General features: G+C 67.4%; 13 protein-coding genes. All 13 read left to right on the top strand.

Annotation, left to right across the window (positions count from 1 at the left end; all coding sequences use genetic code 11):
- Nucleotides 1–24: 24 nt before the first annotated feature.
- Nucleotides 25–1,224: an acetyl-CoA C-acetyltransferase gene (locus J2T47_RS25290; protein ID WP_253452950.1), complete on the top strand. Its 1,200-nt coding sequence runs from the start codon at nucleotides 25–27 to the stop codon at nucleotides 1,222–1,224.
- Between the two features lie 14 nt (nucleotides 1,225–1,238).
- Nucleotides 1,239–1,634, top strand: coding sequence for a Zn-ribbon domain-containing OB-fold protein (locus J2T47_RS25285; RefSeq protein WP_253452948.1), 396 nt, complete (start codon nucleotides 1,239–1,241; stop codon nucleotides 1,632–1,634).
- Nucleotides 1,631–2,776, top strand: a complete 1,146-nt coding sequence (locus J2T47_RS25280) for a thiolase family protein (RefSeq protein WP_253452946.1) — start codon at nucleotides 1,631–1,633, stop codon at nucleotides 2,774–2,776. Before J2T47_RS25285 ends, J2T47_RS25280 begins: the two co-directional genes overlap by 4 nt.
- Nucleotides 2,777–2,786: 10 nt before the next feature.
- Complete coding sequence (fabG, locus tag J2T47_RS25275; protein ID WP_253452944.1) at nucleotides 2,787–3,548, top strand: 3-oxoacyl-ACP reductase FabG; 762 nt, start codon at nucleotides 2,787–2,789, stop codon at nucleotides 3,546–3,548.
- Nucleotides 3,549–3,551: 3 nt separating this feature from the next.
- Nucleotides 3,552–4,355 (top strand): enoyl-CoA hydratase/isomerase family protein, encoded by an 804-nt coding sequence (locus tag J2T47_RS25270; RefSeq protein ID WP_253452942.1) that lies wholly within the window; start codon nucleotides 3,552–3,554, stop codon nucleotides 4,353–4,355.
- A 16-nt stretch (nucleotides 4,356–4,371) separates the two neighbouring features.
- Nucleotides 4,372–5,526, top strand: coding sequence for an acyl-CoA dehydrogenase family protein (locus tag J2T47_RS25265; protein ID WP_253452941.1), 1,155 nt, complete (start codon nucleotides 4,372–4,374; stop codon nucleotides 5,524–5,526).
- Nucleotides 5,527–5,559: 33 nt separating this feature from the next.
- Nucleotides 5,560–6,477, top strand: coding sequence for an SDR family oxidoreductase (locus tag J2T47_RS25260; RefSeq protein WP_253452939.1), 918 nt, complete (start codon nucleotides 5,560–5,562; stop codon nucleotides 6,475–6,477).
- A gap of 13 nt (nucleotides 6,478–6,490) precedes the next feature.
- Entirely contained in the window at nucleotides 6,491–7,723 is a 1,233-nt protein-coding gene (locus J2T47_RS25255; RefSeq protein WP_253452937.1) for an acyl-CoA dehydrogenase family protein, read from the top strand.
- 46 nt (nucleotides 7,724–7,769) lie between these two features.
- On the top strand, nucleotides 7,770–9,497 hold the full coding sequence (locus tag J2T47_RS25250) for a long-chain fatty acid--CoA ligase (protein ID WP_253452934.1): 1,728 nt from the start codon (nucleotides 7,770–7,772) through the stop codon (nucleotides 9,495–9,497).
- A 39-nt stretch (nucleotides 9,498–9,536) separates the two neighbouring features.
- Nucleotides 9,537–11,093 (top strand): long-chain-fatty-acid--CoA ligase, encoded by a 1,557-nt coding sequence (locus J2T47_RS25245; RefSeq protein ID WP_253452931.1) that lies wholly within the window; start codon nucleotides 9,537–9,539, stop codon nucleotides 11,091–11,093.
- A complete protein-coding gene (locus tag J2T47_RS25240) occupies nucleotides 11,093–11,533 on the top strand; it encodes a PaaI family thioesterase (protein WP_253452928.1) in 441 nt (146 codons plus the stop codon). The genes J2T47_RS25245 and J2T47_RS25240 overlap by 1 nt, the downstream gene beginning before the upstream one ends.
- A gap of 259 nt (nucleotides 11,534–11,792) precedes the next feature.
- Complete coding sequence (locus J2T47_RS25235; protein WP_253452926.1) at nucleotides 11,793–13,643, top strand: DUF1302 domain-containing protein; 1,851 nt, start codon at nucleotides 11,793–11,795, stop codon at nucleotides 13,641–13,643.
- A 22-nt stretch (nucleotides 13,644–13,665) separates the two neighbouring features.
- Complete coding sequence (locus J2T47_RS25230; RefSeq protein ID WP_253452924.1) at nucleotides 13,666–15,033, top strand: DUF1329 domain-containing protein; 1,368 nt, start codon at nucleotides 13,666–13,668, stop codon at nucleotides 15,031–15,033.
- The last annotated feature ends 152 nt before the right edge of the window (nucleotides 15,034–15,185 follow it).

Raw genomic sequence — 15,185 nt, 5'->3', positions numbered from 1 at the left:
ACAACAGCACAAGAAGAGACCGCCATGTCCAACGCCTACATCCTTTCCCCCGTGCGCACGCCGATCGGCAAGTTCGGCGGCGCGCTCGCCAGCGTGCCGGCGGCGGACCTGGCCGCGCGCATCCTGCGGGAAGTCCTGCGGCGTAGCGGTGTGCCCGCCGGGCAAGTCGACGAAGTGATAGTCGCGCAGTCGTACCAGTCCAGCGAGGCGCCCTGCATGGGGCGCTACGCCGCGTCCCTGGCCGGCCTGCCTGACGAGGTGGCCGGCTACTCGGTGGACCGGCGCTGCGGGTCCGGTCTGCAGGCGGTGATCGATGCGGCCATGCAGGTCCAGACCGGCGCCGCCGACTGCCTGCTGGTGGCCGGCGTCGAAAGCATGAGCAACATCGAGTACTACAGCACCAGCATGCGCTGGGGCGCGCGCCTGGGCGACGTGAAGCTGCACGATCGCCTCGACCGTGGCCGGGTCAACTCGCAGCCGGCGAGCCGCTACGGCGACTGCCCCGGCGGCGCAGTGGAGACCGCCGAGAACCTGGTGCGCGACTACGGCATCAGTCGCGAGGCTTGCGACCGCTGGGCGGTGGGCAGCCACCTGAAGGCCGCGGCGGCCTGGAGCCAGGGGCGTTTCGATGCCGAGGTCATGCCGGTCGAGGTAGTGCAGCGCAAGGGTGAGCCGTTGATCGTCAGCCGCGATGAAGGCATCCGTGAAGACGCCAGCTATGAAGCCATGGCCAGGCTGGCGCCGGTCATCAAGGGCGGCACCGTTACCGCCGGCAGCGCCAGCCAGCAGAACGACGCGGCGGCCGGCTGCCTGGTGGTCTCCGAGCGCTTCGTCATCCAGCACGGCCTGCGGCCGATGGCGCGTTTCGCCGGCTGGGCCTCGGCCGGTTGCCATCCGCTGCGCATGGGCATCGGCCCGGTGCCGGCGGTGGCGAAGCTGCTGCAGCGACTGAAGCTGGAGCTGGCCGACATGGACCTGATCGAGGTCAACGAGGCCTTCGCCGGACAGGTGCTCGCCGTGCTGCGCGAGTGGCAGCTGGAACACGACCCGCGGGTCAACGTCAACGGCTCGGGCATTTCCCTGGGCCACCCCATCGGCGCCACCGGGCTGCGGATCATGACCTCGCTGCTCCACGAGATGCAGCGCCGCAACGCCCGGTACGGCCTGGAAACCATGTGCATCGGCGGCGGGCAGGGGCTCGCCGCGGTGTTCGAACGCGTCTGAGCCAAGGAGCTCCCATGAGTGCACAAACCGAGGCGGTGCCCGGCATCGCCGAACAACCCTGGCGCGAGCGCGATGGTCGCCTGGTCCTGCTGGCCTCGCGCCGCCGGGGTCACGCCGGCCTGCATTTCCCGCCGCTGCCGGAAACCTCTCCATTGCGCGAAGGCTGTGAGCTGGTGGAGCTGGACTCCACGCCGCGGCTGTACAGCTTCACCGTCGTGCACTTCAGCCCGAAGGCCAACAAGCCGCCGCAGCCGCTGGGCCTGGCCGACTTCCCCGAGGGGCTGCGGGTGTTCGCCCGCCTGGACTATCCCGCCGGTCGCCAGCCGCGCATCGGCGAAGCCCTGAGCCTGTGCCTGGTCGACTCCGACAGCGGTCCGATCTACGCCTTCCGTCCGCAGGAGGACGCATGAACAAGCCGGTCTACATCTCCGGCGTGGCGATGACGCCTTTCGGCCGTCACACCGCGTCCCTGCAGGACCTCACCCAGCGGTCGGTGTTGCAGGCGCTGGCCGACGCCGGGATCGAACTGCACGAGCCGCAGGCCTTCTACGCCTGCAACGTGTTCGGCGGCATGGTCCTGGGCCAGGTGCTGCTGCGTGACCTGGGCCTGTCCGGCCTGCCGATCTACAACGTGGAGAACGCCTGTGCCAGTGGTGCCACCGGCGTGCACCTGGCCTGCCATGCGCTGCAGGCCGGCATCTACGACACCGTGGTGGTGTTCGGCGTGGAGAAGCTCACCAGCCTGGGCGGCGGCACCATCCCGCTGCAACGCAACGACTACATGACCGAACTCTACGCCCGTGCCGGCATGGCGCTGCCGGCGATCTACGCCATGCGCGCCACCCGCTACCTGCATGAGTTCGGCGTGGGCGCCGAGGTGCTGGGCGAGGTGGCGGTGAAGAACCGTCGTCACGGCGCGCTCAACCCCTATGCGCAGACCCGCACCGAGGTCTCTCTCGACGAGGTGATGAATTCGCGGACGGTCTTCGACCCGCTGACCCTGCTGCAGTGCTGCCCGTCGGCGGTGGATGGCGCCGCCGCGCTGGTGCTCACCACCCGCAAGCCGCAGCAGGCGCGCCCGGTACAGGTGCTGGCATCGGTCATCCAGTCCGGCCGCGCCGAGGAGCCGGACGACGACATCCTGTCCGCCGAGATCACCGCCCGCGCCGCCACGCTGGCGTACCAGGAGGCGGGGGTGAAGCCGGCCGACATCGACGTCATCGAGCTGCACGACGCCTTCAGCATCGCCGAGCTCATCTACTACAACGCCCTCGGCCTGTGCGGCCGTGGCGAGGCCCACGAGCTGCTGAAGAGCGGTGCTACCGGGCTGGGCGGCAGGACCGTGGTGAACCCCTCTGGCGGACTGCTCGCCAAGGGCCACCCGCTGGGTGCCACCGGCGTCGCGCAGATGGTCGAGGCGGTCTGGCAACTGCAACAGCGTGCCGGTGAACGCCAGGCCGAGGGCGCCGAGCTGGCGCTGACCCAATGCACCGGCGGCGGCATCGCCGGCGTCGATCACGCGGCTTCCGCCGTACACATCCTGGGCGTCTGAGGAGACCCACATGAACACGTCCCCCATGAATCAACCGGTCGCCATCGTCACCGGTGGCGCCCAGGGCATCGGCCTGGGCCTGACCCGGGCCCTGCTGGGTGCCGGTTACGCCGTCGCCATGTTCGACCTCAACGGCGAAGCGATGGACAGACTGGTCGCCGAAGCCGGCGCGCAAGCGGACAGCCTGATGGGCGTGAAGGTCGACGTGACCGCCGCCGAGCAGGTGAATGCCGCGGTGGCCCAGGTCGCCGCGCGCTGGAAGACCCCGGACCTGCTGGTGAACAACGCCGGACTGACCCGCGACAAACGCCTGGTGAACATGAGCGAAGCGGACTGGGACCTGGTGCTGGACGTCAACCTCAAGTCGCAGTTCCTCTGCGCCAAGGCCGTGGTGCCGGGCATGGTCGAGCAGGGCTTCGGGCGCATCGTCAACATCTCCTCGCGGGCCTGGCTCGGCGGCTTCGGCCAGGCCAACTACTCGGCGGCCAAGGGCGGCGTGATCAGCCTGACGCGCACCCTGGCCATCGAACTGGCCAGGCACGGCATCACCGCCAACGCCATTGCCCCGGGCGCCATCGATACGCCGATCCTCGCGCCGCTCTCCGAGGAGCAGCGGGCGAAGATCATGGCGACCATTCCTGTCGGACGCATCGGCAAGCCCGAGGACATCGCCCATGCGGTGCTGATGTTCGCCGACCCGAAGGCGTCCTACATCACCGGCCATACGCTCTACGTCTGCGGCGGCCGCTCCCTGTCCAGCCCGAGCGCTTGAGCCATGGCGATCCAGTTCCAGATCATCGGCCACGTGGCGCTCATCACCCTCGATGCGCCGGAGTCCATGAATGCGCTGACCATCGGTGACCTGCGCCACCTGCGCAAGGCCCTGGGCACGGCCCAGGACGACGACCAGGTGCGCGCCATCGTCCTCACCGGCGCCGGCGACCAGGCGTTCTGCACCGGCGCCAACCTCAAGGCGACCCTGCCGCCGTCCACCGGGTTTGCCAGTGGGAACTTCAAGAGCCGCACCGCGGAAGCCGAGGAGGGTGGCTACACGCGACTGATCGACCTCGGTGACCTGGATATCTGGAAGCCGATGATCGCCGCCATCCAGGGCTACTGCCTGGGTGGTGGATTGGAACTGGCCCTGCAATGCGACCTGCGCATCGCCAGCGAGCAGGCCTCCTTCGCGCTGCCCGAAGCTCGGGTCGCCAGCGTGCCGGCCGTGGGCGGCGTGCAGTACCTGCTGCGCGCCATCCCGGCGGCCCATGCGATGAAACTGGCGCTGACCGGCGAACGCATCGACGCCGCCCAGGCCCTGCGCATCGGCCTGATCAGCGACTGCGTGCCGCGCGGGCAGTTGCTGACCCTGGCCATGGAACTGGCGGAGACCATTGCCGCCAACGGCCCGCTGGCAGTGCAGGCGATCAAGCGCCTGGCGGTGGAAACCAGCCACCTGGCGCCGCGCGATTTCGTCGCCCAGGCCAACCTGCACTGGGGCTTGCTGCGCGACAGCCGCGACCGCATCGAGGGCCGCAAGGCCTTCGCCGAGAAACGTCAGCCGAAATTCACCGGCAACTGAGCCTGAGAGCCCTTCGATGAACTTCGCTCCCAATGAATCCCAGGAAATGATGATCGACGCGGCCCGGCGCATGGTGCGTGACCGTATCGATCCCGTGCTCGCCCGTCACCCCGTGGACAAGCCGCTGCCGCGCAGCGCCATGCTGGAAATCTATGCCGCCCTGGCCGAGCTGGGCATTACCGCGCCGCGCCTGCCCGTCGAGGTCGGCGGCGGTGGGCTGAAGATGCTCGACTACGGGCTGATCCTCGAACAGCTGCCGGCCATCGTCGCGCTGTCGCTGATTTCCCACGAAGGCACCGTGGCGCGCATCTATTCCGGCTGTCCGCCGGAAATCGCCGCGCAGTACCTGCCGGACCTGATCGCCGGGCGCAAGATCGCCTGCACCGCCAACTCCGAGGTCAACGCCGGCTCCGACTCCAACGCGGTGAAAACCCGGCTGCGGGTCGAAGGCGACAGCGCCTACATCAGCGGCCGCAAGATCTGGATCACCAACGCCTCGGTCTGCGACCTGCTCAATGTCTCCTGCACCCTGGGCAACGACGAGCGTGGCCGGCCGATTGCCCAGCGCGCCCTGGTGGACCGCAGCCAGTCGACGGTGGACGTGCGCGAGATCGGCGTCACCGGCCTGCAGCAGGGACACCTGAGCGAAGTGCTGTTCGAGGAAACCCGCATTCCCCGCAGCCACCTGATCGGCGAGGCAGGGGATGCCGCCAGGACTCTCACGGTCGGCTGGAACGGCAACCGCCCGCTGATCGGCCTGATGTGCGTACACCTGGCGCAGAAGGCCTTCGAGATGTGCGTCGAATATGCCGGCGTGCGCGAGCAGTTCGGCAAGCCACTGGCGGCGCACCAGCTGGTACAGCAGGACCTGGCGGACATGCAGACGCTGATCGTCAGCGCGCGCCTGCTCTGCTACCAGGCGCTGGACGCGATGGATCGTGGCCAGCGCGCCAACGGCAGCTCGGCGATGGCCAAGCGTTACGCCACCCAGGCCTGCGAGCGCGCGCTCGGCCTGGCGATGCAGCTGCACGGCGGCATGGGCATCACCGAGGAACTGGGCATCGAACGCATGTGGCGTGACGCCCGCATGTTCCAGGTGCCCGACGGCATGAACGGCATCCTGGCGTTGATCCAGGGCCGTGAGATCACTGGCGTCAGCGCTTTCCGCTGAGCCTCGCAGAACAGGAATCCGAAGGAGTTCTTCATGAGTTCGCAGATGATGGAAGGCAAGGTCGTCATCGTCACCGGTTCCGGCCGTGGCATCGGCCGTGAGATGGCCCTGCAGATGGCCGCGCAGGGTGCGCGGGTGGTGGTCAACGATGTGGGCGTCAGTGTCAGCGGCGAAGCCGACGACGAGGACCCCGGCCGCGAAGTGGTAGAGGCGATCCGCGCCGCCGGTGGCGAAGCCGTGCTCAGCCGTGACAGCGTGTCGGAGTGGGACAGCGCCCAGCGCATCGTTCAGCAGGCCATGGACAGCTTCGGCCGCCTCGATGCGGTGGTGAACAACGCCGGCATCCTGCGCGACCGGATCTTCCACCAGATGAGCCCGGAGGAATTCGACGCGGTGATCCGCGTGCACCTCTACGGCAGCTTCTACATGAGCCGCGCGGCGATCACCGGGTTCCGCGAGCAGAAGGCCGGCGCCTTCGTGCACATGACTTCCACCTCTGGCCTGGTGGGCAACATTGGCCAGGCCAACTACGCGGCCGCCAAGCTGGGCATCGTCGGGCTGTCCAAGTCCATTGCCCTGGATGGTGCGCGCTACGGCGTGCGCTCCAACTGCATTTCGCCATTCGCCTGGAGCCGCATGGTCGGCTCGATCCCCGCCAGCGACCCGGCCCAGGCCGCGCGGGTGGAGAAGATCAAGTCGATGACCCCGGCGCCGATCGCCGCCATGGCAGTGTTCCTCGCCAGCGATGCAGCCAGCGAGGTCAACGGGCAGATCTTCACCGTGCGCCGCAATGAAGTGTTCCTGATGAACCAGCCGCGCCCGGTGCGCTCCCTGCACCGGGCTGACGGCTGGACGCCGGAGGCGTTGAGCGAGCACCTGCTGCCGGCGTTCAAGCCCTCGTTCCTGCCATTGGAAACCTCGGCCGACGTGTTCGGCTGGGACCCGGTCTGAGGAGAGCAAGCCCATGGATTTCAACGTACCCGATGACTGGGTGGCGGTAGGCGACGCGCTGATCCGCTTCATCGAGCAGGAAGTGCTGCCGCTGGAGAAGCAGCACGCCGACCTGCTGCACAACGAACGCCGGCTGTACACCGAGGATGGCCGCTACGCGCCGCAGGTGATGGAGCTGCGCGCGCAAGTGCGCCGGCTCTCCGCCGAGGCCGGCTTCTACACCGCGCTGGGCGACGCGTCGCTGGGAGGCGCCGGCCTGGGCGCCCAGGCCGCGGTCTACCTGCAGGAGCGGCTGAATGCCCATGTCGGGCCGTCCCGGCACCTGATCCAGACAGTGATCCTGCCGTCGCCTTTCACCAACGGTCTGACCCCGGTACTCAAGCACATGCAGCCGGCGGTGCTGGAGGAGTACCTGCCGGCCATCACCAGCGGCGAACGCACCCTGTGCTTCGGCCTCAGCGAGCCGGACGCCGGCTCTGACGTGCTGGCCATGCGAACCCGCGCCGTGCGCGATGGCGACCACTGGATACTCAATGGCAGCAAGCAGTGGATCACCAACGCTCCCTACGCGGACTACGCGATGATCTTCGCCGTCACCGACGAGGAAAAGGTCAAGGCAGGGAAGGGTGGCATCACCGGCTTCTTCCTCTCGACCGACACCCCCGGCTTCTCGGTGCCCAGCGTGATCCCGACCATGGGCCACCTGGGCGCGGACATCGGCATCATCGCGCTGGACAACGTGCGGGTGCCCGACAGCCAGCGCATCGGCCCGCTCGATCGCGGCCTGCAGGCGGCGCTGGAGGGGGTCAATGCCGGGCGCCTGAGCATGGCGGCGTCCTGCCTGGGGCTGGCCCGCTGGGCCCTGGACCAGGCGCTGGACTACGCCAAGGTGCGCAAGACTTTCGGCCAGCCGATCGCCGAGCACCAGATGGTCCAGGCGATGCTTGCCGAGTGCGCCATGGACATCTACGCGGTGAAAAGCATGGTGCGCCATTGCGCGTGGCTGGTGGACGAGGGCCAGCCGGCGACCAAGGAGGTTTCCATCGTCAAGGCGTCCTCCACCGAGGCGCTGTGCCGGGTCATGGACCGTTGCATGCAGGTGCATGGCGGCATGGGCCTGACCAACGAGCTGCGCCTGGAAGAGGGCTTCCGTTTCGCCCGTACCATGCGTATTCCGGACGGCACCTCGGAAATCCAGCGGCGCACCATCGCCCGCCGTCTGCTCGATGGCGATACCTGCTTCTGACCCATAATTCCAACAAGCGGGCCCCAGCCCGCGAACAGGAGGCTTCATGGCCTACAGTCATCCCCACCCGACGCCGCCCGGCGTGGTCGAGCGTCCGAGCGGCCCGCTGGCCGCCGATCCGCGCCACGCCGCCAACCTGCCGGCGCGCCAGGTGCATATTCCGCAAACCAGCATCTTCACCCACCTAGAAACTGCCACGCGGCGCTATCCGGACAAGACAGCGGTGCAGTTCTTCGGCAGCGCCTACTGTTATGCCCAGTTGCTGCGCGACGTCGAGTACATGGCCGGCTACCTGCAGAGCGTCTGCGGTGTGGAGCGCGGGGACCGGGTGGTGGTGTTCAGCCAGAACTGCCCGCAGTTCATCGCCGCCTACTTCGCCATCCTGCGTGCCGATGCCGTGCTGGTGCCGGCCAACGCCATGCTGCTGCTCGAGGAGATGGAACACATCGTCCGCGACAGCGGCGCGGTGGCGGCCTTCGTCGCCGAGGAACTGGTGGAACAGGTTGCCCCGCTGATTGGCCGCACCTCGCTGCGGCACGTGGTCGTGCACGCTTACGGCGATGCGCTGGGTGAGGACGACGCCGGACTGAACATTCCCGACTGGGTGCGCCAGCGCTCCTCGACGCAGCCACTGTTCGCCGGTGGCGAGCGCTGGGCGGCGGCACTGGCCCGGGAGCACGCGCCGGCGCCGCATCGCGCCGGTCCCGACGACCTCTGCATGTTGCCCTACACCTCGGGCACCACCGGCAAGCCCAAGGCCTGCGTACACACCCATCGGACCGTCAGCACCTCCTTCGTCGGTTCCTCGGTATGGCGCCCGACCAGCGCCTCGTCGGTGTTCCTCGCGGTGGCGCCGCTGTTCCACCTGCTCGGCTTGCAGACCAACGTCAACGCCGCGATCTTCAACGGCAGCACCATCGTGCTGATGCCGCGCTGGGATCGCGAAACCGCCGCGGCCCTGATCGAGCGCCACGGCGTGACCTTCTGGGCAGCGCTGCCGACCATGCTGGTGGACTTCTTCTCGCAGCCCGGCATCGACCAGCGCGACCTCTCCAGCCTGCGCATCATCACCGGCGGCGGGGCGGCCACGCCGCAGCACATCAGCGACCTGCTCAAGCAGCGCTACGGCCTCGACTACATCGAAGGCTACGGCCTGACGGAGACCGCGTCCTTCCTCTGCACCAACCCGCTGTACAAGCCCAAGCGCGGTTGCCTGGGGGTCCCGACCTTCGGTGTCGACCTGCGCCTGCTCGACCCTGAAACCCTGGAGCCGGTCGCCCAGGGCGAGGTCGGCGAAATCGTCGCCCACGCCGGCCAGGCGATGCTGGGCTACTGGAACAATCCGCAGGCCAATGCCGACAGCTTCATCGTCATCGACGGCAAGCGCTTCCTGCGTACCGGCGATCTGGCGAGCATGGACGAGGACGGCTACCTGTTCATGCGTGATCGGCTCAAGCGAATGATCAATGCCTCGGGCTTCAAGGTCTGGCCGGCGGAGGTCGAGGCTTTGCTGCACGGCCACCCGGCGGTGTCCGAGGCCTGTGTGATCGCCGTTCCCGACCGCCATCGCGGCGAGACGGTGAAGGCGGTGGTGACCCTGAAGCCTGGCTCCTCGCTGAGCAGCGAGGAGCTGCTCGCCTGGTGCCGCGAACACATGGCCACCTACAAGGCCCCGCGCCTGGCGCAGATCGTCGACAGCCTGCCGAAGAACGCCACCGGAAAGATCGCCTGGCGCGAGCTGCAGGAACAGGAGATGGCCCGGCACGCCTCCTGAGCACCGGGCCCGACAACAACAATTCCAAGGATTCCCCGCATGTACCTGACCCAAGGCCTGCAGCGTTCGCTGCAGCAGACGCCCGAGCGTACCGTCACCCTTTTCGGCGCGCGCCGCCGTACCTTCCGCGAGTTCGGCGAGCGCGTCGCGCGCCTGGCCGGCGCCTTGCGCAACCTGGGCATGGTCGCCGACGACCGCGTCGGTATGCTCGCGCTCAACTCCGACCGTTACCTGGAATACATGCAGGGCACCTGGTGGGGCGGTGGGGTGCTCAACCCGATCAACATCCGCTGGGCGGTGCCGGAAATCGTCTATTCGCTGGATGACTGCAACACCCGCTTCCTGCTGGTCGACGACTACTTCCTGCCGCTGGTCGAGGGCATCCGTGCCCAGGCGCGCAATGCCCCGGTGTTCATCTACGCCGGGGAGAAGGACGCTCCCGCGGGGATGCTCGAATACGAGACGCTGCTGGCCGGCGCCACGCCGGTGGAAGACGCCGGTCGTGGCGGCGACGACCTTGCCTGCATCATGTACACCGGCGGCACCACCGGTTTTCCCAAGGGCGTGATGCAGAGCCACTTCAACCTCTGGTCGGCCTGCATCCAGCGCATGGCGGAAATCCATCAGGGCGCCGAGCAGCGCGACCTGCACGTCATGCCGCTGTTCCATATCGCCGGGCTGGCGCGGGTGGTCTCCGGTTTCATCGCCGGCGGCTCCCACGTCATCCAGCCGACCTTCGATGCACCGGCGGTGCTGCGCGCCATCGCCGGGGAGGGGGTGACCGATGCGATCCTGGTGCCGACCATGATCCTCGGCCTGCTGGCCCACCCGGAATTCGACCAGCACGACCTGTCCTCGCTGCGGCGCCTGACCTACGGTGCCTCGCCGACCGCCGGCGAGATGATCGAGCAGGTGCTGACCCGCTTGCCGCATCTGCAGCTCTCTCACTCCTACGGGTTGACCGAGGCCTGCCCGATCGTCTCCACCAACCCGCCGCAGAACCATGGCGCCGAGGCCAGGGCCAGCGGCCTGATCCGCTCGGTGGGGCGCGCCGGCCTGGGTGTCAATGTGAAGATCGTCGACGAGCAGGGCATCGAGGTTCCTCGCGGAACGGTGGGCGAGATCATCGTGCGCGGCCCGAACATCATGCTCGGCTACTGGAACAAGCCGGAGGAAACCGCCAGGGCGCTGCGCGACGGCTGGCTGTTCACCGGCGATGGCGCCTACATGGACGAGCAGGGCTACCTGTTCATCGTCGACCGGCTCAAGGACATGATCGTCAGTGGCGGCGAGAACGTGTATTCCGCCGAGGTGGAGAACGTCGTCGCCCGCCATCCGGCAGTGCTGATGTGCGCGGTGATCGGCATTCCGCACGAGCAATGGGGCGAGTCGGTGCACGCCATCGTGGTGCGCAAACCGGGGGCAACGGTGGACGAGGACGACCTGCGCCGCTACTGCCGCGAGTACATCGCCAGCTACAAGTGCCCGAAGTCGGTGGAGTTCCGCGACGCGCTGCCGCTGACCGGGGCTGGCAAGATCCTCAAGCGCGACCTGCGCGAACCCTTCTGGGCCGGCAAGAGCCGGGCGGTCAACTGATGGCCGCCGTCGACCTGTCGCAGGCGGCCGTTCCGGCAGGCTTTTCGCCGCTGCCGACGCCGCCGGGCTTCGCCCGTCACTGTGGCGGCTTCTACCTGCACGACGAGCTGCCGGTGCTCGCTGTACGCATCGGCGAGCACCTGCTCAACTCGGTGCGCATCGTCCACGGCGGCTTCCTCGCCACCCTGGCCGACAGTGCCTTCGGCGTGGTGTTCCGGCGCGCGTACGATCTGGAGTTCCCGCCAATCACCGTCAACCTCTCCCTCGACTACCTGGGTGCGGTACGCGAGGGCGACTGGCTGGAGGCCCATGTGGAGATTCTCAAGTTCGGCGGCAGTTTCGCCAACGCCGATTGCCGTCTGAAGGTCGGCGAGCGCACGGTGCTGCGGGCCACTGGCATCTTCACCCTGTGGAAGGGGGGGTCGGCCGGCGCCCGCTGATTCACCGAGGTTACCGCCAATCACCCAAGCCCCATCGAACCCTCGATGGGGCTTCGTCTTTTCTGGCCTGGCAGGATGGCTGCGAGAGCGCACCATCCGCTGCTTGTCACCCTTGGTAACGTGGCTCGGTGGCAGTCCTGGCGCGGTCTGCGGGCGGGCACGATGGCATCTGGAAGAATTACCCGATCGGGTGAATTGGCGCACTCCACCCCTCGCTAGCATCGGCTCTCCAAACACTGATCCGCTTTCGGAGCGCCGCATGACAAGAACAACAAAACGCGGAGTTTTTCAGCCGCAGCTGCTGGCCGCCGCCGTCGCCCTGGGCGTCGGTTCGCAGGCCTACGCCGTCGACTTCAATATCGGGGAGATCGAAGGCAAGTTCGACTCATCCCTGTCGATCGGCGCCAGCTGGTCCACCCAGACTCCCGACAAACAGTTCATCTCCAACTTCAACTCGATGGGCGTGAAAGGCGGCAAGTCGTCGTCGCGTACCGTGGATGACGGCCGTCTGAACTTCAAGAGTGGCGAGAACTTCTCGACCATCTTCAAGGGGCTGCACGACCTGGAGCTGAAGTACGGCGACAGCGGTGCGTTCGTGCGCGGCAAGTACTGGTATGACTCCGAGCTCAAGGATGGCAGCCAGCACTTCTACGATATCGACGACCATGGCCGCGACCAGGCCGCCAAGTCTTCCGGGGCGATGTTCCTCGACAGCTTCGTCTACCACAACTACGAGCTGGGCGACCTGCCGGGCAACGTGCGGCTGGGCAAGCAGGTGGTGAGCTGGGGCGAGAGCACCTTCATCCAGAACGGCATCAACTCGATCAACCCCATCGATGTCGCCGCGCTGCGCCGCCCGGGCTCCGAGGTGAAGGAAGCGCTGGTGCCGGTGAACATGTTCTACCTGTCCCAGGGACTGATGGAGAACGTCACCGCCGAAGGCTTCTACCAGATCGAATGGGACAAGTCGGTGGCCGACAACTGCGGCACCTTCTTCGGCAATGACGGCATCCCCAAGGGGTGCGATGACCGCCTGGTGGTGTCCGGGCTGGACCTGGCGCCCGGCCAGGCCACCAACAAGGGCAGCGCCCTGGCCATCGCCCGTGGGCTGGATGATGTCTACATCCCGCGGGTCAAGGACAACGATGCGCGCGACGGTGGCCAGTTCGGCCTGGCCCTGCGCTGGTTCATCCCCGAGCTGAACGACACCGAAGTCGCGGCGTATGCGATGAACTACCACAGCCGCAACCCGTTCCTCAGCACCGTGCGTACCAAGGGCGCCGGCACTCCGCCCAACGCCCTGAACGTGCCGCGCAGCGCCGGCTACTTCATCGATTACCCCGAGGACATCCGCCTCTACGGCCTGAGCTTCCAGACCAACATCGGCGGAACCTCGCTGGGTGGCGAGCTGAGCTACCGGCCGAACATGCCGCTGCAGATCAACACCGCCGACCTGCTCAGCGCCACCACCAACGTGCGCGGCACTCCGGGGCTGTCGCCGCTGGTCACCAGCGGCTACATCGCCGATGTGCCCAATGGTGGCGTGATCAATGGCTACAAGCGCATGCCGGTGCTGCAGGCGCAGATGACCGCGACGCAGTTCTTCGACCAGGTGATGGGCGCCGAGCGCCTGACGCTGATCGGTGAGGTGGGCTACAACCGCATCAACGGACTGGGTGACGCCGATGGCACTGACATCCGTTTCGGCCGCAACCCCGCGTTCGGCTCCGGCATCCTGCCCGGCGCCGCCGGCGCGACCAGCTGCGCCGGCACCAACGTCGGTCTGGCCAACGCCAGCAACCCCGCGCAGGAGTGCAACAGCCACGGCTTCTACACCAGCGACTCCTGGGGCTACCGGCTGCGCGGCATGCTCGATTATCCCAACGTCTTCGCCGGGGTGAACCTCAAGCCGAACCTCGCCTGGTCGCATGACGTGGAAGGTCGCGGGCCGAACTTCGAAGAGGGCGCCAAGGCCATCAGCCTGGGCCTGGATGCCGACTACCTGAACACCTACACCGCCAGCCTCAGTTACACCAACTACTTCGACGGCAAGTACAACACCCTGACTGACCGCGACTTCGTCTCGCTCAGTTTCGGCGTGAACTTCTGATCCAGCACAGGCAGATACCCGCATGAAAAAGATCGCATTCCTGCAAACCGGCGTCCTCGCGCTGTCGCTGCTGACCACCAGTGTCATGGCCGCCATTTCCGCGGACGAAGCGGCCCGGCTCGGCACCAGCCTGACGCCGCTGGGCGGCGAAATGGCCGCCAACGCCGAAGGCAGCATCCCGGCCTGGACCGGCGGACTGAAGCCCGGCGCGGCGCCGGTGGATGGCAACGGTTTTCTCGGTGATCCCTTCGCCGCCGACAAGCCGCTGTTCGTCATTACCCGCGCCAACGTCGAGCAGTACAAGGACAAGCTGACCCCCGGCCAGCAGGCGATGTTCCAGCGCTACCCGGACACCTACCGCATCCCGGTCTACCCGACCCGCCGCAGCGCTTCCTCACCGGACTCGATCTATGCGGCGGCGAAGAAGAGCGCCCAGTCCACCGAACTGGTCAACGACGGCGACGGCCTGAGCAACTTCGCCGGGCATTACTACCCCTTCCCGATTCCCAAGTCCGGCGTGGAAGTGGTGTGGAACCACGAGACGCGCTACCGCGGCACCAGCTACACGCAGCAGATCGCCCAGGCCACGCCGCAGGTCAACGGTGACTTCACCGTGGTCGAGATGCAGCAGGACGTCGCCATTCCCTTCCTGATGCCCGACGTGGATGCGCAGAAGGCCGCCAACTACCTGTTCCTGGTCAAGCAGGCGGTGACCGCGCCGTCGCGCATGGCCGGCAACGTGCTGCTGGTGCACGAGACCATCGACCAGGTGAAGGAGCCGCGCAATGCCTGGTCCTACAACGCCGGCCAGCGCCGCGTACGCCGCGCCCCGCAGGTGGCCTACGATGGCCCCGGCACCGCTGCCGATGGCTTGCGCACCGCGGACAACGCCGACATGTACAACGGCTCGCCGGACCGCTACCAGTGGAAGCTGATCGGCAAGCGCGAGATGTACGTGCCGTACAACAACTACCGGCTCTGGTCGCCCAGGCTCAAGTACACCGACATCCTCAAGCCGGGCCACATCGACCAGGACCTGACGCGTTACGAGCTGCACCGGGTCTGGGAAGTGGAGGGCACCCTCAAGCCCGGCCAGCGGCACATCTACGCCAAGCGCCACATGTTCTTCGACGAGGACACCTGGTCGCTGCTGGAGGTGGACCACTATGACGGGCGCGGCCAGCTCTGGCGCGTCGGCGAGGGTTACCAGGTCAACGACTACCAGCACGGCGTCAGCCTCTATGCGGCGCAGGCGCTGTACGACCTGATCGCCGGTCGCTACCTGGTGTTCGGCATGACCAACGAATCGAAGAAGGCCACCCAGTACGACCAGAAGTTCAGCATGAACGACTTCACCCCCGCGGCCCTGCGCAACGCCGGTATCCGCTGAGGCAGTCTGTCCGATCGCGGCGATGCGTCGGTCATCGCCGTGCCTGCGCCGGGGCGTCCTGCTCCCGCTCCGGCGCTCTTTGTCCGGGCCACCGGGCATCGCCATCCTGCGGCCGCCACCTGACACGGGTGGCGCCTTTTTCCACGGTGTTT

This window comes from Pseudomonas nitroreducens (assembly GCF_024170165.1).
In the GTDB taxonomy this organism is placed as follows: Bacteria; Pseudomonadota; Gammaproteobacteria; order Pseudomonadales; family Pseudomonadaceae; genus Pseudomonas; species Pseudomonas nitroreducens_C.
Note: the sequence above shows the minus strand (reverse complement) of the source record. Positions and strands in the feature narration are given on the sequence as shown.